The 20916-nt window shown below is 65.0% G+C and carries 20 protein-coding genes; 6 read left to right on the forward strand and 14 right to left on the reverse strand.

Annotated elements, in window-relative coordinates; translation table 11 throughout:
• Window positions 1–6: 6 nt before the first annotated feature.
• Window positions 7–1179: a glycosyltransferase gene (locus M5I08_RS18550; RefSeq protein ID WP_219065428.1), complete on the reverse strand. Its 1173-nt coding sequence runs from the start codon at window positions 1177–1179 to the stop codon at window positions 7–9.
• 53 nt (window positions 1180–1232) lie between these two features.
• On the opposite strand from M5I08_RS18550, the gene M5I08_RS18555 reads away from it, so the two are divergent.
• Both M5I08_RS18555 and M5I08_RS18560 read left to right on the forward strand, forming a co-directional pair.
• Window positions 1233–1664 carry a limonene-1,2-epoxide hydrolase family protein gene (locus M5I08_RS18555; protein ID WP_219065429.1) on the forward strand — a complete coding sequence of 144 codons (432 nt, stop codon included), beginning with the start codon at window positions 1233–1235 and terminating at the stop codon, window positions 1662–1664.
• On the forward strand, window positions 1661–2071 hold the full coding sequence (locus M5I08_RS18560; RefSeq protein ID WP_219065430.1) for a DUF5313 domain-containing protein: 411 nt from the start codon (window positions 1661–1663) through the stop codon (window positions 2069–2071). The genes M5I08_RS18555 and M5I08_RS18560 overlap by 4 nt, the downstream gene beginning before the upstream one ends.
• On the opposite strand, the gene pspM is transcribed toward M5I08_RS18560, so the two are convergent.
• From pspM to pgsA, 4 genes are all read right to left on the reverse strand, one after another.
• Window positions 2068–2895, reverse strand: a complete 828-nt coding sequence (gene pspM / locus M5I08_RS18565) for a phage shock envelope stress response protein PspM (RefSeq protein ID WP_219065431.1) — start codon at window positions 2893–2895, stop codon at window positions 2068–2070. The genes M5I08_RS18560 and pspM overlap by 4 nt on opposite strands.
• A gap of 14 nt (window positions 2896–2909) precedes the next feature.
• The gene (gene pspA / locus M5I08_RS18570) at window positions 2910–3722 is read right to left on the reverse strand and encodes a phage shock protein PspA (protein WP_219065432.1); all 813 of its coding nucleotides are present in this window, start codon (window positions 3720–3722) and stop codon (window positions 2910–2912) included.
• A gap of 71 nt (window positions 3723–3793) precedes the next feature.
• A complete protein-coding gene (gene clgR / locus M5I08_RS18575; RefSeq protein WP_219065433.1) occupies window positions 3794–4120 on the reverse strand; it encodes a transcriptional regulator ClgR in 327 nt (108 codons plus the stop codon).
• 114 nt (window positions 4121–4234) lie between these two features.
• Window positions 4235–4831, reverse strand: coding sequence for a CDP-diacylglycerol--glycerol-3-phosphate 3-phosphatidyltransferase (gene pgsA / locus M5I08_RS18580; RefSeq protein WP_219065434.1), 597 nt, complete (start codon window positions 4829–4831; stop codon window positions 4235–4237).
• Window positions 4832–4893: 62 nt separating this feature from the next.
• On the opposite strand from pgsA, the gene M5I08_RS18585 reads away from it, so the two are divergent.
• A complete protein-coding gene (locus M5I08_RS18585; protein ID WP_219065435.1) occupies window positions 4894–5427 on the forward strand; it encodes an amino-acid N-acetyltransferase in 534 nt (177 codons plus the stop codon).
• 69 nt (window positions 5428–5496) lie between these two features.
• Here M5I08_RS18585 and M5I08_RS18590 read toward each other — a convergent pair whose 3' ends face one another.
• Window positions 5497–7998: an FtsK/SpoIIIE family DNA translocase gene (locus tag M5I08_RS18590; RefSeq protein ID WP_219065436.1), complete on the reverse strand. Its 2502-nt coding sequence runs from the start codon at window positions 7996–7998 to the stop codon at window positions 5497–5499.
• 149 nt (window positions 7999–8147) lie between these two features.
• Here M5I08_RS18590 and M5I08_RS18595 point away from each other — a divergent pair, with 149 nt between their 5' ends.
• Both M5I08_RS18595 and M5I08_RS18600 read left to right on the forward strand, forming a co-directional pair.
• The gene (locus M5I08_RS18595; protein WP_219065437.1) at window positions 8148–8396 is read left to right on the forward strand and encodes a hypothetical protein; all 249 of its coding nucleotides are present in this window, start codon (window positions 8148–8150) and stop codon (window positions 8394–8396) included.
• 154 nt (window positions 8397–8550) lie between these two features.
• Entirely contained in the window at window positions 8551–9411 is an 861-nt protein-coding gene (locus tag M5I08_RS18600; RefSeq protein WP_219065438.1) for a type IV toxin-antitoxin system AbiEi family antitoxin, read from the forward strand.
• 48 nt (window positions 9412–9459) lie between these two features.
• On the opposite strand, the gene M5I08_RS18605 is transcribed toward M5I08_RS18600, so the two are convergent.
• Genes M5I08_RS18605 through thyX form a run of 3 tightly spaced genes read right to left on the reverse strand, consistent with a single transcriptional unit; the run spans window position 9460 to window position 12822 of the window.
• Entirely contained in the window at window positions 9460–11136 is a 1677-nt protein-coding gene (locus tag M5I08_RS18605) for a ribonuclease J (protein ID WP_219065439.1), read from the reverse strand.
• Between the two features lie 7 nt (window positions 11137–11143).
• The gene (dapA, locus tag M5I08_RS18610; RefSeq protein ID WP_219065440.1) at window positions 11144–12046 is read right to left on the reverse strand and encodes a 4-hydroxy-tetrahydrodipicolinate synthase; all 903 of its coding nucleotides are present in this window, start codon (window positions 12044–12046) and stop codon (window positions 11144–11146) included.
• 23 nt (window positions 12047–12069) lie between these two features.
• Window positions 12070–12822, reverse strand: coding sequence for an FAD-dependent thymidylate synthase (gene thyX / locus M5I08_RS18615; protein ID WP_219065441.1), 753 nt, complete (start codon window positions 12820–12822; stop codon window positions 12070–12072).
• A 334-nt stretch (window positions 12823–13156) separates the two neighbouring features.
• Here thyX and M5I08_RS18620 point away from each other — a divergent pair, with 334 nt between their 5' ends.
• Window positions 13157–13696, forward strand: coding sequence for a hypothetical protein (locus tag M5I08_RS18620; RefSeq protein ID WP_219065442.1), 540 nt, complete (start codon window positions 13157–13159; stop codon window positions 13694–13696).
• 606 nt (window positions 13697–14302) lie between these two features.
• Here the strand turns inward: M5I08_RS18620 and M5I08_RS18625 are convergent.
• The 5 genes from M5I08_RS18625 to M5I08_RS18645 form a co-directional block, all read right to left on the reverse strand.
• A complete protein-coding gene (locus tag M5I08_RS18625; protein ID WP_219065443.1) occupies window positions 14303–15538 on the reverse strand; it encodes a hypothetical protein in 1236 nt (411 codons plus the stop codon).
• 156 nt (window positions 15539–15694) lie between these two features.
• A complete protein-coding gene (locus M5I08_RS18630; RefSeq protein ID WP_219065444.1) occupies window positions 15695–16003 on the reverse strand; it encodes a hypothetical protein in 309 nt (102 codons plus the stop codon).
• A gap of 373 nt (window positions 16004–16376) precedes the next feature.
• Window positions 16377–16754 carry a hypothetical protein gene (locus tag M5I08_RS18635; protein ID WP_219065445.1) on the reverse strand — a complete coding sequence of 126 codons (378 nt, stop codon included), beginning with the start codon at window positions 16752–16754 and terminating at the stop codon, window positions 16377–16379.
• Window positions 16755–17264: 510 nt separating this feature from the next.
• Window positions 17265–20477: a type I restriction endonuclease subunit R gene (locus tag M5I08_RS18640; RefSeq protein ID WP_249762894.1), complete on the reverse strand. Its 3213-nt coding sequence runs from the start codon at window positions 20475–20477 to the stop codon at window positions 17265–17267.
• Window positions 20474–20902 (reverse strand): PDDEXK nuclease domain-containing protein, encoded by a 429-nt coding sequence (locus M5I08_RS18645; protein ID WP_249762895.1) that lies wholly within the window; start codon window positions 20900–20902, stop codon window positions 20474–20476. The genes M5I08_RS18640 and M5I08_RS18645 overlap by 4 nt, the downstream gene beginning before the upstream one ends.
• Window positions 20903–20916: the final 14 nt, after the last annotated feature.

The following is a 20916-nucleotide window of genomic DNA, read 5'->3' on the forward strand; positions in this document are numbered from 1 at the left end:
ACCAAGTTACCCAGCGGGCGCGAGCGCATCGCGGCACACCCGTACCGGGTCGGCGACGTCGGTGACGCTGGCCGCGGCACGCTGGGCGGCTTCACGGTAGGTCGGCGTCGAGAGCACCTCATCGGCGGCGCTGATCAGCGCTTCGGCAGTCAACGGCCGAACCAGCTGGCCGCTGCCCTGGCGCACCACCCGGTTGGCGATCTCCCACTGATCCCCTCCGCCGGGGACCATCACCAGCGGCACACCCGCCAGCAGTGCCTTGGCCACCATTCCGTGCCCGCCGCCGCAGATCGCCAGGTCGGCGTGCGCCAGCAGTTCATCTTGGCGTCCCAGCCCGGTCACCGCCCATGGCGGTACCGCCAGATCCGGACCGTTCAACCGCGACACCACCACCCGCGCACCGGCGGGTAAACCGCTCCCGGGCACCAGGCTGTCCAAGGCGGTCTGGGCCATCCCCTTAGTCCCGGTCAACGCCGTCGACGGCGCCACCACCACCAACGGCCCCGTGCCCGGCGGGATCGCCAACACCCGATCGGTCGGCTCGAAGTGCAGCGGACCCACCAGGACGGCTTCGGCCGGCCAGTCGGGGCGCGGCACCTCCAGGGCGGGCAGCGTGGCGATCAGCCGCCGCAGCGGCCCGGGATCGCCGGCCGGCAGACCGATCCCGATGCGGGCCTGCGCCCGCTGACGGATACCGGCACGCCAGGATCGCGCGGTCAGCGCCCGCATCACGGCGTCCCGCAGCCGGCCCGCGATACCCGTGCCCGGCGCGAGCCCGCTCCCCACTGGCGGTAGCCCCTTCGACGGCAGGTACAGCGGATGCGGGTTCAGTTCGACCCACGGGATGCCCAGCAGCTCTGCGGCCATGCCGCCGCAGGCGGTAATAACGTCGGCCACCATCAAATCAACCGCCAGGTCCCGGAGCTGCGGAAGGTTGAGCAGGGCCATCCGCGCGGCGCGCTGGTGGATCTTGGCGCCGGCGTCACGGTCGTCGTCGTCGCTGGCGGGGTCGAGCCCGGCCAGTTTGCCGGCGTCGACGCCGGCGGCACGGGCAGCTTCGAGCCATTCCGTGCCGGTGAGCAGAGTCGGCGCGTCGCCGGCGGCCAAGAAACGTCGGCACAGCGCGATGGCCGGGAACGAGTGCCCGGGGTCCGGTCCGGCGACCACGGCGACGCGCATCGCCTTACCCTGCCACAGCGCCCTGCCCCTCGAATCGCCGTAGGCTGGCCACCATGACCGGGCAGACTCTAGAGCACACCCGCACAGTCGAACGGTTCCTCTACGCGCTGCAGGACGCAAACCTCGACGCGGCCGGCGCGCTGCTGGCCGAGGACCTGGTGTACCAGAACGTCGGATTACCGGCGATCCACGGGCGCAGCAGGACGATCAAGCTGTTCAGTTCGCTGGGAGGTGCCGGCGCGTTCGAGGCGAAGATTCATCGCATCGCCGCCGACGGTGCTGCTGTGCTCACCGAACGCACCGACGCGCTGATCTTTGGCCCGCTGCGGCTGCAGTTCTGGGTGTGCGGTGTGTTCGAGGTCCACGACGGGCAGATCACGCTGTGGCGGGACTATTTCGACTTCTTCGACATGTTCAAGGCGACGCTGCGGGGCCTGGCCGGGTTGGTCGTGCCGGCACTGCGGGCGTCGTTCTCAGCGCAATGAGCAACAACCGGCCGAGCGCGCTGCAGTTCATTCGCTACTGCTGCGGAAGGCGGCTGCCCGACTCGATGCGGGACTGGGTACGCAACGATTTGGCCGGCAAAGGTGCGACGGGCCGGATGATGCGACGGGTCGCTGTTCCAGCGGTATTGGTGCTCGCGCCGTTCTGGCTGATCCCGGCGACGCTGGACGTCCACCTGAGCATGACGCTGCCGATCCTGGTCCCCTTCGTGTATTTCTCGCACGCGCTCAACAAGGTGTGGCGGCGCCACATGCTGCAAGTGCACAACCTCGACCCAGACCTGGTCGACGAACATCGTCGTCAGCGTGATGCCCATATTCACCAGGCTTATATCGAACGCTACGGCCCCCGCCCTGAGTCGGCGCCGCCGTCCAGCCAGGGCAGTTAACTTCGCTGGAGCCGGCCGAGTTCATCGAACGCCTGCGCCCAAGCGACGAGGCGATCCGTCGCACTGACCAGCTCGTCGCGGTAGTGCTGCCGCGAAACCGACGGTCCGACAGCCGGATTCGCTGCGTCATTGTTGGCCGATGAGACCAGATGTGCTGCAGCCGTGACCATTTCGTTGTATTGCCGCACACCGGCGCTCAACTGTGCGGTGAACGCGTTGATGGTGGGCACCAGATACGAGCGTGACTGCGGAGTGCAGTCCGCCGCCCGCTCCATCGACACCACCTCGGCGGCGGTTGCCGCCATCGCACAAGCGGTCCCGTTCGCCGCGGCGGTCAGGTCGCGGATCTCGGCGGCGGGCAGCATGTTGCCCCGCTCGATGACGCCGAGCAGCGAGAAGAAGCCCCGCTCGGAGGCTCCCAGCGCGTACATCGCCGACCGCGCGGCCGAATTCGGCGGGGGAAGTCGTCTAGTGCCGGCGGGCCGCTTCGCCGGCAGCGGCTCCGCGCGCAGCCAGCGGTAGCGAAGCAACAACAACGTCGCCGGAACCGCCTCGGCCACTGCAATCGAGCCGGTGATGATCAGCAGCAACGCGAACCAGCCCCAGGCCGCCAGCAGCGCGGTGAGCACACCCCAAAACACGGTTCCGGCGGTGAATATCAGGCCCCACCGCAACGCACGCCGACGCTGGCGAAGCAGGCGTGCCCGCGGATCGGTGGCGGCGCTGATTTTCTGCGCCAGCAGGTCGGAAAGCCCGCTGGCGGTATCCGAACCGCGCTGCAGCAGGGCGCGCCATGGCCCACCGCGCACGGACTCCACCGCCATTTCGCTCCGCTCGTCTACTGCTGACCGATCGGCTTCTCGGTCGGGGCGGCTTGCGAAGCGGCCACCGGAGTCCCCGGAGCAGCCGATCCCCCGGCCGGTAACGCCTCGCCGCGCATCGACGCGCGGATCTGCTCCAACCGGGAGTGGCCGGCCATCTCCACGCTGGCCTGCTCGACCTCGAGCATGCGGCCCTGCACCGAGTTCTGCGCCAGTTCGGCCTCGCCCATCGCGTTGGCGTAGCGGCGTTCGATCTTGTCGCGCACCTCGTCGAGGGTCGGCGTGGCGCCCGGAGCAGCGATCTCGCTCATCGACCGCAGCGACGCGCTGACCTGCTCTTGCATCTTGGCCTGCTCGAGCTGGCTGAGCAGCTTGGTGCGCTCGGCGATCTTTTGCTGAAGCACCATCGCATTTTGCTCGACGGCCTTCTTGGCTTGCGCTGCGGCGCCAAGCGCCTGATCGTGCAATCCCTTGAGGTCTTCCACGCTCTGCTCGGCGGTCACCAACTGAGCCGCAAAAGCCTCGGCGGCGTTGTTGTACTCGGTGGCCTTCGCGGTGTCTCCGGCGGCGGTGGCCTGGTCAGCCAGGGTCACCGCCTGGCGGACATTCACCTGGAGTTTTTCAATGTCGGCCAGCTGCCGGTTGAGCCGCATCTCGAGTTGGCGCTGGTTGCCGATCACTTGGGCGGCTTGCTGGGTCAGCGCCTGGTGCTGACGCTGTGCTTCCTCGATGGCCTGCTGAATCTGAACTTTGGGGTCGGCGTGCTCGTCGATCTTCGCGTTGAACAGCGCCATGACGTACTTCCACGCTTTGACGAACGGATTGGCCATGGATTAGCTCCGCCTTCGTGTGTTAGGTGTCTGCACTCGTCGTGAGGCTCAATTTATCGGTCCGACGTGAGCTAAGCGATGGCCAGTGACACGACCGGCGGGATGACAACCTTGGTGCCGGCGTCGATATTGGCCGCGCTGGCCGGCGAGACCGCCCGGTACTCCAGGCGTGCCAGTTGCTTACCGGCATCAAGGAGCAGCTCAGACAACGGCACACCCAAGGCGTCGCAGATCGCGCTCAGCAGCTCGCTGGACGCCTCCTTGCGGCCACGCTCGACCTCGGAGAGGTAGCCCAGGCTGACCCGCGCAGCGCCTGACACCTCACGCAGAGTCCGGCCTTGTTTGGTTCGTGCGCGACGCAGCACGTTGCCGAGGACCTCGCGTAGCACTGACGGCATCGGCCTCCCTTTGTCGAGTCACCTGTTCAACTGGTCAACGTGTGCCGCGCGGCGATTGGTTCCCCGATGGGTCTCAAACCGGTTCACGCCGCCGCTACCAATCCGCGAGCGTCGTCAGTCAGCAGCGGGTCGTACACGCCCGTCCCTTACGGCCGACGCGATGTAATCCACGCCGGTGACCACGGTCAGCAGGATCGCGGCCGCCATCACTGCCGACGCGGCCACCTGCCACGATCCCGACAGCGGCAGGATGAACAATCCGATCGCGATGGCTTGCACCAGGGTTTTGAGTTTGCCGCCACGACTGGCCGGGATGACACCGCGGTGCAGCATGGCAAACCGCAGCACGGTGATCCCGACCTCACGAGCCAGGATCACCGCGGTCACCCACCACGGCAGATCACCGAGCATGGAAAGACCGATCAACGCCGCGCCGATCAGCGTTTTGTCCGCGATTGGATCGGCCATCGTGCCGAATTCGGTCACCATGCCATAGTTGCGCGCCAGCGCGCCGTCGAAGCGATCGGTGACGACGGCGACGGCGAAAACCACGAAAGCGGCGATGCGGCTGACGGTTTCGTGACCATTCCCGGCGAAGAGCGCCAGCAGGAACACCGGAACAAGCACCAGCCGCAGCAGCGTCAGCATGTTGGCGATATTGGTGACCCGTACGCGCGGGACTACCGGACCGGTTTGAGGCTGTCCCGACACCGCAACAGAATATCGGTTGCCCAGGCGCTGAACCCGATCACCCGCGCCGATAGGGTGCATCCGTGAGCGCAGCGGGCGGTCCAGCGGGCAACCGGCCAGTGATCCGGCGCGCCCGAACCTCTGACGTACCGGCGATCAAGCGGCTCGTCGACACCTATGCCGGCAAGATTCTGCTGGAAAAGAACCTGGTGACGCTCTATGAAGCCGTTCAGGAGTTCTGGGTGGCCGAACATGAGGGCGCCGAAGGTCCAGAGGTCGTCGGCTGCGGAGCGTTGCACGTGCTGTGGGCCGATCTGGGCGAGGTGCGTACGGTGGCCGTCGCGCCAGAGTTGACCGGTCAGGGCATCGGCCATGCGATCGTCGACAAGCTGCTGGACGTCGCCCGGGAACTGCAGCTGCGGCGGTTGTTCGTGTTGACCTTCGAGACCGAATTCTTCGGCAAGCACGGGTTCACCGAAATCGAAGGGACACCGGTGACCGCCGAGGTGTACGAGGAGATGTGTCGCTCGTACGACATCGGTATCGCCGAGTTCCTGGATCTCAGCTACGTCAAGCCCAATATTTTGGGTAATTCGCGGATGCTGTTGGTTCTTTAGCTGCGCGAGCAGACGCAGAGTCGCACAAATACGGCCCGTTCCGATGCGATTCTGCGTCTGCTCGCAGAGCTACTCGACTTGGCTGTCATCGTCGGCGCCAGCGTCCACACCGCGGATGGACGCCAGAGTCGCCGCCAGCTCGTCGGGCTTGACCAGCACCTCACGGGCTTTCGAACCTTCGCTGGGTCCGACGATCCCGCGGGTCTCCATCAGGTCCATCAACCGGCCGGCTTTGGCAAATCCGACCCGAAGCTTGCGCTGCAGCATCGACGTGGAGCCGAACTGGCTGGACACCACGAGCTCGGCGGCTTGCAGTAGGACGTCCATGTCGTCGCCGATATCGGGGTCGACGTCGGTGCGTTCCCCGGTGGGCTTGGCGGCGGTGACACCGTCGGTGTACTGCGGTTCGGCCTGTTCCTTGCAGGCGGTGACGACGGCGTGGATCTCCTCGTCGGTGATGTAGGCGCCCTGCAGGCGGATCGGTTTATTCGCTCCCATCGGCAGGAACAGCCCATCACCCATGCCGATCAGCTTCTCCGCGCCGGCCTGGTCCAGGATCACCCTGCTGTCGGTGAGCGACGACGTCGCAAACGCCAGCCGGGACGGCACGTTCGTCTTGATCAGCCCGGTGACCACGTCGACCGACGGCCGCTGGGTGGCCAGCACCAGGTGGATGCCGGCGGCGCGGGCCTTCTGGGTGATCCGCACGACGGCGTCCTCGACGTCGCGGGGCGCCGTCATCATCAGGTCGGCCAGCTCGTCGACGATCGCGACAACGTAAGGGTAGGGCCGATATTCGCGTTGGCTGCCCGGCGGTGCGGTGATAGCGCCGGATCGCACTTTCTCGTTGAAGTCGTCGATGTGACGCACCCGCGAGGCCTGCATGTCCTGGTAGCGCTGTTCCATCTCCTCGACCAACCAGGCCAGCGCGGCGGCGGCCTTCTTCGGCTGGGTGATGATCGGCGTGATCAGATGCGGAATACCTTCATAGGGCGTCAGTTCCACCATCTTGGGGTCGATCAGGATCATCCTGACCTCTTCCGGGGTGGCCCGCGCCAGCAGCGACACCAGCATCGAGTTGACGAAGCTGGACTTACCCGAGCCGGTCGAACCCGCCACCAGCAGATGCGGCATCTTGGCGAGATTCCACGAAATATATTCGCCCTCAATGTCTTTGCCCAACGCGACGACCAGCGGATGATGGTCACGTCGGGTCGACGGCGCGGTGAGCACGTCGGCCAGCCGTACCATCTCGCGGTCGGTGTTGGGCACCTCGATGCCGACGGCGGACTTGCCCGGGATCGGCGCCAGCATCCTCACGCTCTCGGTGGCCACCGCGTAGGCGATATTGCGTTGCAGCGCGGTGATCTTTTCCACCTTCACGCCGGGGCCCAGCTCCACCTCGTAGCGGGTGACCGTCGGCCCGCGGGTGCAGCCGGTGACCGCCGCGTCGATCTTGAACTGCTGCAGCACCGACGTAATCGCGTCGGTCATCAGGTCGTTGGCCGCGCTGCGTCTCTTGGGCGGATCACCGGCCACCAGCAGGCTCAGCGACGGCAACGTGTACGGCCCCTCGACCACCCGGTCGAGCGCAGGAGCGTCTTGCCTGCCAGCGGATTTGCCGTCGCGACGGCGGCTGCGCGACACGGCGGGCTCGGGCACCGTCGGGTTGTCGTCCGCTTCGACGGCAGAGCTGCCCGACGGCCATGCCTGCGCTTCGTCGTGGCCGTGGGATGACGGGTCGTCGTAGTAACCGTCGGAAAAGTCGTCGGCCGCATCGCTTTCCGCGCCTGCGTCGTCGTACCCGTCACCCTCGGGCTCGCCGTAGTCGAAGATCCTGGTGCCGAACATGGACCGCAGTGCATCGGGCACCTCGCGAATCGTGGTGCCGGTCAACAGCAGCACGCCGAACAACGCGCCGATGAACAGCAGCGGTGCGCAGATCCACGGGGTCAACCCCTCCGAGAGCGGTCCCCCGATCGCGAAGCCGATAAATCCTGCTGCATGCGCGCGCCCGACCGGACTGTCCGGTGAGCCGGCCCACAGGTGCCACATGCCCAGCACGGGCAGCGCCACCATCGTCGCGCCCAGAACCAGTCGCGGCCGCGCGTCCGGGTTGGGCTCGGTGCGCATCAACACCACCGCTATCGCGGCGGTGACCACCGGCAGCAGGACGACCGCCGAGCCGATGAACATCCGCAGCAGCGAGTCGACCCATGCGCCGACCGGGCGGGCCGCGTCGAACCAGGAGCTGGCAGCGACCACCACCGCAAACCCCAGCAGCGCCAGGGCGATCCCGTCCCGGCGATGCCCGGGGTCGATCTCGCGCGCCCGGCCGACCGACCGTGCCGTGGTTCCGGTCCCCTTGGCCACCATCAACCACGTTGCGCGCACCGCCCGCCCACAAGTCAGCCCGGCGCTGGACACCAGCGAGTGGTTGCGGCACCGGGCGGGTCGGCGCGGCGCCTTGACCGGCTGGCGCCTGGGCTGCGCCGACCGGGACCCACCTCGCGAAGCAGCCTTCGACCCGGTCGTTCGGGCGCCGGATCGGGCGGGGGTCTTGCTAGCCATGCCCGCAAGCCTAATCGCAAATGCACCATCCGCACCATCTGCCACACTGGTTAGGGCGAGGTCGCGGCGTGGTCACGAAACCGGCTTAGTGGAGGCTTACTAGAGTGACAACGGTCACCCCGATGCTGTCAGAGATCCCTGGACCTTAAATGTCAAGGTCGCTAGCGTTGCGCTGGGTTGGGGAGCGACGCACGTTCGCTCAAGACATGTCGATCCCGCCGGTATCCCGGGGCCAGATCGCCGCGGCTTACCGATTCCTGTCGCCGCACCAAGCTGCGGTGCTCGACGCGGCCACCGACCACTTGCTTGCGGGGACGCGCGTCGTGCGCTGTGTGGACGGGCTGCTGTCGGAAAATGCTCGCCACGACGCCGTGGGCCGCTACCACGAGACTGGCTAACCAATCCGACACGCCGGAGGCATCCTTTCCCGGCGCGCCGCTTCTCGACGTTGAGATTGCGTCCAGGGTCGTTATCGGCCACTTATCCACAGCCCTGCAGGCAATCTCACCGCAGGGACACGAAACCGTCGGTGCTTCCAATCACCATCACGACATGTCTGAAGTGTTCGTGGGAACAGAAATGCTGGGCGACGGCGGACTTACCAGGGGGCAGTTGCGGTGGAACTACCGCTCGATTTATCCCGATATCTATGTGCCGAGGGCGACGGCTCCGTCGCTGTGGCGCAATACCGTCGGCGCGTGGCTGTGGTCGCGTCGCAACGGCGTGATTGCCGGGCGCGCAGCGGCGGCCCTACACGGGGCCCTGTGGGTTGACCGAGCAACACCGATCGAAATGATCTGGCGCAGTAGCCGCCCGCCGTCAGGAATCGTCGTTCGCAACGAACGGATCGACCTAGACGAGATCGTCGACATCGACCACATGCGGGTGACCAGCCCTGCAAGGACCGCACTGGACCTTGCCCGACACCTGCCCCGCGACCTCGCCGTGCGGCACCTCGACGCGTTGGCCCGCGCAACAGGCGTCAACACATCCGATGTCCTGTCGCTGGCCGAGCGCTATCCCAGGGCGCGCGGGCTACGTCGATCAGCGGTCGCCCTCGACCTGATGGACGCCGGCGCTCAATCACCCAGGGAAACCTGGTTGCGGCTCGTCCTCATCGATGCCGGGCTACCCCGGCCGAGAACACAAATAAGGGTTACCGACGGTGTCAACGAGGCATTCGTGGACATGGGTTACGACGAACCGATGATCGGCCTTGATTACGACGGTCAGCATCATAGCGCCGACCGTTGGCAGTACGTGCACGACATCGGACGTGCCGAGCTCATCGAGCGCCAAGGCTGGATCGACCTTCACGTGGTGGCCGAACACAGCCGACGATTCGTCATTCGTCGGTTGTCGGATGCATTCGCCCGCCGCGGGTATCGATTGAGATTGCGTCCAGGGTCGTGAAAACGCTGGCAGCACAGCCGTGGACGCAATCTCAACGACGTGCAGGCGTTAGGTTTCGATGACGGTTGGCACGATCATCGGTTGGCGACGGTAGGTCTCGCCCACCCACTTACCGACCGTGCGGCGGACCGCTTGCGCGATCCGGATCGGGTCGGTGACGTTTTCTGCCGCCAACGATGCCAGCTCGGCCTCGACCTTGCGGACGGCCGGCTCCAATGCCTTGGGATCTTCGGAGAAGCCGCGCGAGTGCAGATGCGCCGCGGCGGCCGGGCGCCCGGTCCCACGGCGCACGACCACTGTCACCGCGATGAAACCCGATGACAGAATGAGCCGTTCGCCCAGCGTGATATCGCCGACATCACCGGTGATAAGCCCGTCGACGAACATCTTGCCAACCGGAACGGCACCGGCGATGCCGACCTTTCCGGCCACCAGGTCTACGCTGACCCCGTTCTCCGCCAAGACAATCGAATCTTCTGGCACTCCCGCGCTGGCGGCAAGTTTGGCGTTCGCCCGCAGCATTCGCCAGGTGCCGTGCACCGGCATGACGTTGCGGGGTCGCACCCCGTTGTACAGGAACAGCAGCTCGCCCGCATAGGCGTGGCCTGAAACATGCACGCGGACCCGTTGATTGGTGACGATGCGGGCTCCGAGTTTGGCCAGCGCGTCGATGACACCGTAGACAGTTTCCTCGTTGCCCGGGATCAGCGACGACGAGAGAACGATCAGGTCTTCGGCGGTGAGCGTGATGCTGCGATGCTCACCGCGAGACATCCGCGACAGCGCCGACATCGGCTCACCCTGAGTTCCCGTGGTAATCAGCACAATCTGCTCGGGCGCCGTCATCTCCGCGGCGCCGATGTCGACCAGGTCGGAATCGGCCACCCGCAAAAAACCCAATTCCCGCGCGATACCCATGTTGCGCACCATCGACCGCCCGACGAACGAGACCCGCCGGCCCAACGCCACAGCGGCGTCGATGATCTGTTGCACGCGATCCACATTGGAGGCAAAACACGCCACGATGACGCGTCCGTTAGCACTGCGGATCAGCCGGTGCAGGGTAGGCCCGACTTCACTTTCCGACGGTCCGACACCGGGAATCTCGGCGTTGGTCGAGTCGCACAGAAACAGGTCCACGCCGTCGTCGCCGAGCCGCGACATGCCGGGCAGGTCAGTGGGGCGTCCGTCAAGAGGCAGCTGGTCGAGTTTGATGTCACCGGTGTGCAGGACTGTGCCCGCGCCGGTGCGCACCGCGATGGCCAGCGCGTCGGGAATGGAGTGGTTGACGGCGAAATACTCGCATTCGAACACCCCGTGGGTGCTGCGCTGTCCCTCTGCCACTTGGATCAGCACCGGTTTCAGCCGGTGCTCACGGCATTTCGCGGCGACCAGGGCCAGGGTGAACTTCGAGCCGACGACCGGGATGTCGGGACGCAGCCTGAGCAGGAACGGAATCGCGCCGATGTGGTCCTCGTGGGCGTGGGTCAGCACCAGCGCTTCGACGTCGTCGAGACGGTCTTCGACATGACGCAGATCGGGCAGGATCAGGTCGACGCCAGGCTCGTCGTGGGTGGGGAACATCACGCCGCAATCGATGATCAACAACCGACCCAGATGCTCGAAAACCGTCATGTTTCGGCCGATTTCGCTGATCCCGCCCAACGCGGTGATCCGCAGACCGCCAGCGGTCAGCGGACCCGGCGGCCGAAGGTCTACGTCCACGTGTAGCTCACCGCAGCACCGAAGCCGCACGCATGTCGGCGGCCAGTGCTTCGAGCTGGTCGGGAGTGGCGGGCATCTGCGGCAACCGAGGGTCACCCACGTCGATGCCCTGCAAGCGCAGACCTGCCTTGGCCATCGTCACGCCACCCAGGCGGCTCATCGCGTCGCACAACGGGGCGATCCCGACATTGATCTTGCGGGCAGTGCTGACGTCCCCAGAGGCGAAGGCGGACAACAGGTCTAGAAGCTGGCCTGCGGCTATGTGGGAGATCACGCTGATGAACCCGGTGGCGCCCATCGCCAGCCACGGCAGATTCAGGGCGTCGTCGCCGGAGTAGTAGGCCAGACCGGTTTCCGCCATCAGCTGCGCGCCGGCGTGCAGGTCGCCCTTGGCGTCTTTGACACCGACGATGTTCGGGTGCGCCGCCAGCGCGCGCAGGGTCTCGGACTTGATGGGGATCGCCGATCGCGGCGGGATGTCGTAGAGCAGCACCGGCAGCGCGGTCGCGTCGGCGATGGCAGTGAAGTGTGCGATAAGCCCCGATTGCGGCGGCTTCGAGTAATAAGGCGTGACGACCAGCAGGCCGTGCGCCCCCTCGGCCGCGCACGCTTTGGCCAGCCGAATGCTGTGCGCGGTGTCGTAGGTGCCCGCGCCGGCGATGATCCGGGCGCGGTCGCCCACTGCCTCCAGCACGGTCCGCAGCAGCGTGAGCTTCTCGTCGTCGGTGGTGGTCGGAGACTCGCCGGTGGTTCCCGATAGCACCAGGCCGTCGCATCCGGCCTCGACGAGGTGGGTCGCCAGTCGGGCGGCGGCGGGGGCATCCAGGGCGCCGTCCGGGCCGAACGGCGTCACCATGGCGGTCAGGAGCGTACCCAGGCTTGAATGGACGTCGATCCCGCCGGTGCTCACGGCTCCCAGGTTACCTGGCGGGCTCAAGCTTCCGTGGCCAGCGGGCTTGTGGCGACCTCGGTGCCGTCGGCCAGCGGGGCGATTTGGAAATCGGCGAACACCGCGGGAGCGACGGCGACGAGCTGGCGCAGACACGCGATAGCCAGCCGCCGGATTTCCACGTCGGCGTGCTCGCTGGCCCGCATGGCGATGAAGTGCCGCCAGGCTCGGTAGTTTCCGGTGACCACGATGCGGGCCTCGGTGGCGTTGGGCAACACCGCACGGGCGGCTTGGCGGGCCTGTTTGCGGCGCAAGACCGCATTGGGTTGATCGGCGAACTTGGCTTCCAACTTTGCCAGTAGCTCGGCGTAGGCAGCGCGGCTGGCGTCGGCGGCCTCGGCCAGGATCTGCCGCAATTCGGCATCGTCGTCCATGCCCGGCGGCACGACGACCCGTGACTCTTTTTCCGGCACGTAGCGCTGCGACAGCTGCGAGAAGGAGAAGTGCCGGTGCCGGATCAGCTCATGCGTGCACGAGCGTGAGATACCGGTGATGTAGAACGACACGCTCGCATGCTCGAGCACCGATAAATGGCCGACGTCGATGATGTGCCGCAGATAGCCGGCGTTGGTCGCGGTCTTGGGGTTGGGCTTGGACCAGCTCTGATAGCACGCGCGGCCGGCGAACTCGACCAGCGCTGGGCCGCCGTCGGCGTCGGTGCTCCATGGCACGTCCGGCGGCGCGAAGAACTCGGTCTTTGCTATCAGTTGCACCTGCAACGGCGCGGTCTCGGCCACGGCGAACACCTTAGCCGGGTGTTGGAACAGCACGGGCACACTGGCCGAGGGACGATCCGCGTGGGCGATTCCCCGGCCTTGCCTGCACGAGTTCTTCGCGATCAGCACCCAACCCAAGATCTACGACCCACCGAGCACCCGAAGCCAAGCACTTGCACAGATTGACGACTGGCTCGCCTCACCGACGCTGTCTGTGCTCGGTGAGCCGGCAGGCTACTGGAGCCAACCGAAATTGGTGCTCCCAACTGGAAAAGCAACCGGCTCGATGGTGACTTGCGCGAAGCTAGCCAGAGCCAGCAGAGTATAGGAGCAAGAATCGAGCGGAGACAAGGATGTGAGTGAGAGTAGGTCGCTAAAGGCGGATGAGTCGAAGCCGGTTGAGGAACAGCTGGTCTATCAGGGCGAGGTGTTCATAAACTTCCGCACTTCGCGCCAGTGGGTTGTTATTAAGCTGTTCGCGCTATCCGAGGACGTTGATGATCGGGCAGCGCTGGAGCTCTTGCTGCGCCATGTCCGCTACCGCGACAGCTATGCGGGTACTGGTGATAAAGACATGGTCGACATCCACGGACCCTACTGGCTGAAAGCCATCACGCCCGAGTCTTTTTCGCAAGTGGAGTCCGCCGACGCCGAAGCACTGCTACGGACCTGGGCTGAATACGCCACGCCGCTGCCTGATGAAAACCGCGCCGAGCTGGAACACGAACTGTATCCGCGCATCCGTAACGCCATTACCCGCTACCAGTTGGCCGACCTCCGTCGGACGGCTGAGCACGACTGGGGAGGGGTCGTGGGGACGACTGGATTTCACGAGTTTGTGCTGATTGACCGCGCTGCTGGAAGCGTGGCTCTTGTGGTGGCGAGCGACGACTAACTCTCCCATTACCAGCGATGACCCCGATGCTGGCGACGAACCCCTGATGCACCGCGTCGCTGAGCTGAGTCACATCCTCGGCCAATTTTGTCCGACAACCGGATTCGACAAATACACTGTGGGCGATCAGCCGACCGGCGCCGAGCTGCTCGGAGCCAGTTATGTAGGTGCTGTATTGCGCCCATACCTGCAGCCCTGCGGCGCTCAAGTATCCGCTGGCGCGCACGGCCACCACTCCAGGAGTCGGCGGGGCCGTCAGAACCCGGGTGGTGATGTCGGCGGCGTCCAGAGCGCGCAACGTGCAGTCAATGTTGCTGTACACCAATGCTATCGGGAAGATGCCGGTGAACCCAAAGATGGTGATCGTCTCGCTGCCATCCCAGCCTCCGCTGCTACGCGCACCGCGCACTGCGATCCGAGCCGGCGCAGCATCCCCGCCCTCCAGCTGGGCGATACGCCACCCGTCTGGGATCTGTAACCGCTTCAACCACCCTGACTGATCATTGGCACCGAGATGCGCAAAGTCATCGACGTATGGCTTCACAGCGTCGACGATCGTCGATGCCGTGGCTAACCGTTGCCACTCGTCGGCGCGGTCCTGGGATGTCATGATGAGGGTGAAAGAACGTAGGGCAGGTTGCTGAGCTGGCGCAAAATCCAAATGCCTATACCCAGGATCCCGCCCGCTCCTGCTGCTTCTTCTCCCGCTTTGATCGCCCCCGGCGGAAGCACAGGTGGTGCCGCCACAGTGGTTGAGGGAGCCGGTGCAGGCGCCGCAGGAACGCCCGGATCATCCCAAGGAGGGAATAGCGGTGGTTGCGCCGGAGTGACGGTGAAGCCCGGGGGTGAAGGGTTTTGCAGCCACGGCGGCAGCGTCGCCGGCTCGACGACCTGCGTCGGGGGCAACGGAACCTGGGCAGGATGCCCGACCTGTGGTGGAGCGAGCGCCACTGGGGGATGCCCGACCACTGGCGGCAACTCCGGCGGAGGACTAATGATCGGCAGCGGTAGGTGGACCTTCTGCGTTGACCCGTCAGGATAGGTCACGTCGATCGTTGGACCACCTGATGTACTGCCCTCGCGGATTTGAATGACTGTTCCGTCGTCTAATACCCGCCCCTGCCCTGGGTAGGTGGATGGTGGAGCCTCTCCCACCGAGTTCCTGACAAGCCAGTCATACAAACGGCGGGTATCTTCAGGCCACTCGACTTGGCGATGTGGTTTGTTTACGCCAGGCTCCAGCGTTCGCAGGAGATCTTTGACGTCTTGCCCGGTTCTAACAGGTTTGAGAGGTCCTCCGGGAGCATTGGGATCACCAGGACTTGGTGTCGGTGGATCTTGTTTCCAGGTGCGGTGGCCGACGGCGTGGACGCTGCCCTGCCGGTCTTGATTGTTGGCGTTGGGCTCACGAGGAGCAGGCTGGCCGAAGGCCGTGTGAGGCTGGCGCCAATGCGCAGGGACCATGCCAGCCATCTCCGCCGCACCCGCGTCCAGTTGGGTCGCAATGCGTAGGTTTTCGGCCTCAAGTCGTCCGGCGCAGTGGGCGATGTAGTTGCGGTGCGCTATCGCGGCAGCCTGACGGGCGGCCTGGTCGGCAGGTGAATTCCAGGGATGGTTATCCGCGACCGACAAATCCTCGCCGACGGCGAAGTCGTCCTCTTCGGCTTGGGCGATTGTCTCCAACGCAGCTGCTCGCGCGCCAAGCAGGTTATCCGAGCCTTGCGCAGCGATATTGGCCACGCCGTCGGCATGGACGACCAAAGGTAACACCACCAGCAGCCGATCGGCGTGCGCCTCCTCGAAGTACCGAGTGGCGGTACCCCCCCTCCCACTCGGTGCCATTGGGGGCGTTGATCTGCTCAACGTAGGCGTCGGCGGCTTCCTGCAGCCGTGGCGCGCCCGCCCGCAAGCAATCCGCTAAATTCGACAACACGGTGGCCGTCTGGTCGAACAGCTCGATGCGTGATCGCGTCATGGGCCCGCCGGTAGCAGCCACAGCTACACCCCAAGGACCGGCATGTCCCCTGGAGTGATGGACGCCAGCTCGGCGCGGTTGGTGTCCTCCATCGCGGTGAAAGAACGGGCCGCACCCACTAGCGCGGCCGACGCGGATGAGAGTCGTACCGAAAACGCCGCGCAATAGCCATGGAACGCACCGTGCACGGCGGCGGCGGCGGCAACACCCGACATTTCTGCGGTCGCGGTTAACGACCCAGACGACGACGCCACCCGCGTAGCATGCCGCGCAATGACTCCCGATGCGGTCTCCAACGCCACTGGAACCACATCAAGAATCTCGCTTGCCATGGCGCCCTCCTCGCCAAACCGGGTCGAACGGTAACTCTACCTGACCCAGCAAGGACAAGACAGCGACACTTGTTGACGCTAGGACAGCTACAGCGATCGCCTGCCGTTCGCAGCCAGATCGGCAAAGATCGACTCCCTGGACACTCCTGGTGTGCCCAGCTCGCGCGCCACTTCGGTAGCCCACCGCGCTTCTTCCGAAGTCGATCACCCAGGCTCGCACGTGGGACTGGATGGAGCGCCCCGCAGCGCGGGCCCGCTTGCGTATCACCTCGTAGACGTCCTCGGGTATGCCCGAATCCGGATTGGCGTCCAACCGGTCACGGTGGCGCTGTGGTGGGTCATTCAGCCGCCGATCGGTTCTGCCGTAATCTCCTCACCACTGTCGCCCCTCACCCGGCGACCCGATTAGGATTTCCCGCGGATCCTGCTCGATGATCGCCACCTCGAACGCGTTGTCGCTATACACTTCCTCGTCCCGTTCGTTGCCCCCTGCATCGAATCCGATCTGATAGATGCGTAACTCGGTGGTCCACTTCCACTGCGCCATCCGCTCAATGACTTCGCGCACCGAATCCTGACAATCCGGGCAGTCATCCCAGGCACCGGCGTCGTCGGGCTCGGCGTGCGCCTCGCACGGTTCGAATTCAGTGGCGTAGACGTTGCCTGGGTCCCAGAGGCCAGCTGTCGGTGGCCATTCCAGCTCAATCCACTGCCCCGGCTCCAGGCCGTAGATCCGGATCGCTTCCTCCATCGCCGCTTTATTGTCGGCATCGGTCCAGTCCCGCGGGGCGCCAGCGCGACGTTTTCGATGGGATCGATCGTGCCCAGTCCGTAGTCGTTAGGATTACCAACTGGTTCGACGGACACGTCAGCCTCGCTGGCGCGCTGATACCAGTGCTTCGTACTCTCTGGGCCGGTGCTGACTGCGGCAGGGTCAAGCGGCTCGGTGAACTCCGATTCCCGATATGACCAGCCGTTACGAAGCTCATGCAACTGCCTGCGCGGTAAGCGGCCAATGATCTCGTGCTCGATCACCATGTCTTCGGCACGGGCATAGGCGTCCAGCGCCGCGTTCACTGCGTCGACGCCGTGCAACCCGTCCGGCGCTCGGTCGCGATCCATTTCGTCCCAGACCTGGCCGGCAATCCGCTCCTGCTCTTCCCGCAGCCACCGAACATGCCGATGACGGGCCTCGGCATCGGCGAATTGAGGGTCACGCACATACTTCTCCTGGACGGTCTCGAATGCACGAAACAGCCGATCACTCATGGTGTTCCCCCTTTGCCACGCGGCGGGCCCGCTCCGCGTATTCCGGTGCGAGCGCCTCCATCTGCTCGATGACCAGCTTGATCGCTTCGGGCTGTTTGTCCGGCGGATATCTGTATTTCACCAGCAGCCGCTTGATAGACGACCGTAGCTTTGCGCGCACGTCGTCACGCACGGTCCAGTCCGTCTTCGTGTCGCGCTGCATCACGCCGACAAGCTCACGGGCGATCTGGGCCAGCACCTCCTCCCCCTGCAACTCGACGGCCGATTCGTTCTGTGCCACCGCGTCGTAGAAGGCCAGCTCGTCGTGCGAGAGCGGCGGGGTGAAACGCTTGCCCCGGTTACCCTCAGCGGCGACTTCTTTCGCCATCGCGATTAATTCCGCGATCACCTCGGCGGAGGTGAGCTGCTGGTTGGTGTAGCGGCGCATCAGGCCGGCGATCCGATCGGAGAACGCGCGCTGCCGCACCACGTTGTTCTTCGTCGCCGCCGCAAGCTCCCGGGTCAGTTCGGCGCGCAATGCCTCGATCGCCAGGTGCGGGTGCGCCGCGGCCTTGGCCCTGGCTTCATAGTCGGGGCCGAGTTCGGACAGCGACGGTTTGGGCAGGCCGGCCGCGTCGTAGATGTCGACGATCTCACCCGACGCGGTCGACTCCGCGACGAGACTGGACAACAGCCGTTTGATGTCGTCGGGAATGGGCTTGCCTTCGGCTTGGCGTTGCTGGGCGTCGAACTTGCCCATCCAGACCCGGACCTGCTCGTAGAACTTGACTGTCGGCCGTAGAGTATCCAGGGTTTCGTTGCCCGCGCACAGCGACCACGCCCGCGCCAAGTGGTTGGCCAGATTCCGGAATCGGTCTCCGAGAGTCGGCTCGCCCTCCGGCACCTGGTTGCCGGGGGTGGATGGCGAGCGCAGGTATGCGGTGAGGCCGATCGCGGCCTTCATCCATCCATGCTGTGATGCGCTGACTTTCGAGCGCCAGTCATATCCCGCGCAGAGCTCATCGAGCTGGTCCACGAGTTTCTTGGTGTCCTCAACAACCTCTTCCCGAACGTCCCTGCCGACAGGCTTGGTGTTGCGGTCCGTCTCGGTGTATTCGGCAAGCGCCGCAGCCAGGTTGTCGGCCAACGGCGCGTAGGCAACCAGCAGGCCAGCGGGCTTGCCGCGGAACGTCCGGTTGACGCGCGCCAATGTCTGCATCAACAGCGCACCCTTGAGCGGCCGGTCGAGGTAGAGCGTGTGCAGCGGCGGCGCGTCGAAACCGGTAAGCATCATGTCCTTGACAATCACGATCTGCAGCTCGTCCTCGGCGTCACGCAGCCGCTTCTGAATCGTCTTGTTCTGGCTTTCCCGGCGCACATGTTTGGCGATTATGGGCTGGTCCTGCGGGGTGCCGGAGTAGACAACTTTGATCACGCCCTTGTCGATGGAGCCGTCGTGCCAGTCCGGTCGCAGTTTGATGATCTCCTCGTAGAGTTGTGCGCAGATCTCGCGGGTGGCGCCGACGATGAATGCCTTGCCAGGTGAGGAGATGAACTTGCGCATTTCCTCCGATCGCGCTTCCCAGTGGTTGACGATGTCCTCGGCCAGCACCGCTAGCCGCTCGGGCGCACCGTAGATCGCGTTGATGACCGCCACCGACTTTTCGATCTGGGCGCGCTCCACGTCGTCGAGTCCCAGGGTTGCCTCGTCGACCGCGTGGTCGAGGTCTTCTTCGCTGAAGTCCTTCGACCATCCGACTTTGGCGAGCCGAGGCTCGAAATACACTGGCACGGTGGCGTTGTCGGCGACCGCCCGGGTCAGGTCGTACACGTCGATGTCTGGGCCGAAGACTTCGCGGGTGTTGCGGTTGGCGAATGAGATTGGCGTGCCGGTGAACGCAATGAACACGGCGTTCGGCAGGGCGTCACGGATGTGACGGGCGAAGCCGTCGAGGTCGTCGTAGTGGCTGCGGTGGGCCTCGTCGACGACGACGATGATGTTGCGCCGGTCGGTAAGCAACGGATGATCCGCACCAGATTTGCGCTCGTCCTCGGTCAGGCTGAACTTTTGCAGCGTGGTGAAGTAGATCCCGCCGGTGGTTCGGTTGGAGAGCTCGTCACGCAGCTCTGAGCGCTTGATCACCTTCTGTGGTGATTCGGCGAGCAACCGCGAGCGGTTGAAGGTCTCGAAGAGCTGGGTGTCGAGCTCCTTGCGGTCGGTGACCACGACGATAGTCGGATTTTTGAGCTTGGGCTGCTTAGCGACTAAGTGCGCGTAGAGCTCCATCTCCATCGACTTGCCAGAGCCTTGCGTGTGCCAGACAACACCGGCCTTGCCGTTGCTTTCCGCGGCTTCCACGGTTTTCCACACGGCTTTGGTGACAGCAAAGTACTGGTGCGGCTTGGCGATTCGCTTGGCGAGCCCATCGCCATCTTCGTCGAAGGCGGTGAAGTTGCGTAGCAGCTGCAGGAACCGCTCGGTGTTGAACAGCCCATCAATGAGAGTTTCGAGCTCGATCGGGACGTTCTCGCCGTCGCCCGGCTCGCCAAACTGCACCACTCGACCGTCATCGTCGACGTTCCACGGCGCGAAGTGCTCCAGTGGCGTGAACGGTGTTCCGTATCGGGCGGTGATGCCATCGCTGACAACGGTCAGCACCGCGAAGCGGAAGGCCATCGGGAACTCTCGCAGATAGCTTTGCAATTGCGCATGCGCCGCAGCGATGTCGGCGTGAACCGAGCCGGCCTGCTTGAGCTCGAAGATGGCGACCGGCATGCCGTTGAGGTACAGCACGACGTCGAAGCGGCGCTGGTGCTCGGCGCTGCGAACCGTAACCTGTTGCACTGCAAGGAATTCATTGTCCTCGGGTCGGTGGCTGACCAGCCGGATGGTCGGGTTCTGCTCGATGCCATCTGCATCGATGTAGCTGACGCCGCGGTAGCCCTCGACAAGGATCTTGTGTATCCGGTAGTTTTCGGCGATCGCATCCTGGGACTGCGGCTGGATGGTAGCGGCGCGGGCTTGGTCGAGGTATTCGGCTGGAACGTGGGGATTGAGTTCGCGCATCTTGGTGAGCATGCGGTCGGGCAGGACAATGTCATCCCATGACTGCCGGCCGCCCTCAGCGCCGGGAGCGATCTGTGTTCCGGTGAGTTTTGGCCACTCGCGTTCGCCGAGTACGTCCAGGGCGAGTTGTTCCCAGTCGGCTTCGCTGAATCCGGTCATTGGTCCTCTCCTTCGTGCGCGACGCTGCCGGGCTCGTCTGCCAACTCGGCTTCGAGTTCTTCGACTGCGGGCAGGCTGGATTCGAGTTCGGCGGGCAGGCTCTCGGTGATGGCGGTCTTCCACTCCGCTACACCGATCGGCGCGTAACCGCGCAGGGCATACTCGGCGATGACGTTGTTCTTGGTTTTGCACAACAGCAGCCCAATGGTCGGCTTGTCATTAGGGTGGCGCAGCAGATCGTCGACCGCGGCCATGTAGGTGCCGAGTTGCCCCAAGTAGCTGGGATCGAAATCGCCGACCTTGAGTAGGACGTCGCGGCTCCACCCATCTTCGATAGCGGCCTGGGCATACCGTAGTCGCAGGTCAGCGCCGTCGAGCTTCTCGATTAGCGCGACATGGTGATACGGCTCGTGTCGGCCTCTCATGGTGTTCGGTCATG

The organism is Candidatus Mycobacterium methanotrophicum (genome assembly GCF_023515995.1).
Lineage (GTDB): Bacteria > Actinomycetota > Actinomycetes > Mycobacteriales > Mycobacteriaceae > Mycobacterium > Mycobacterium methanotrophicum.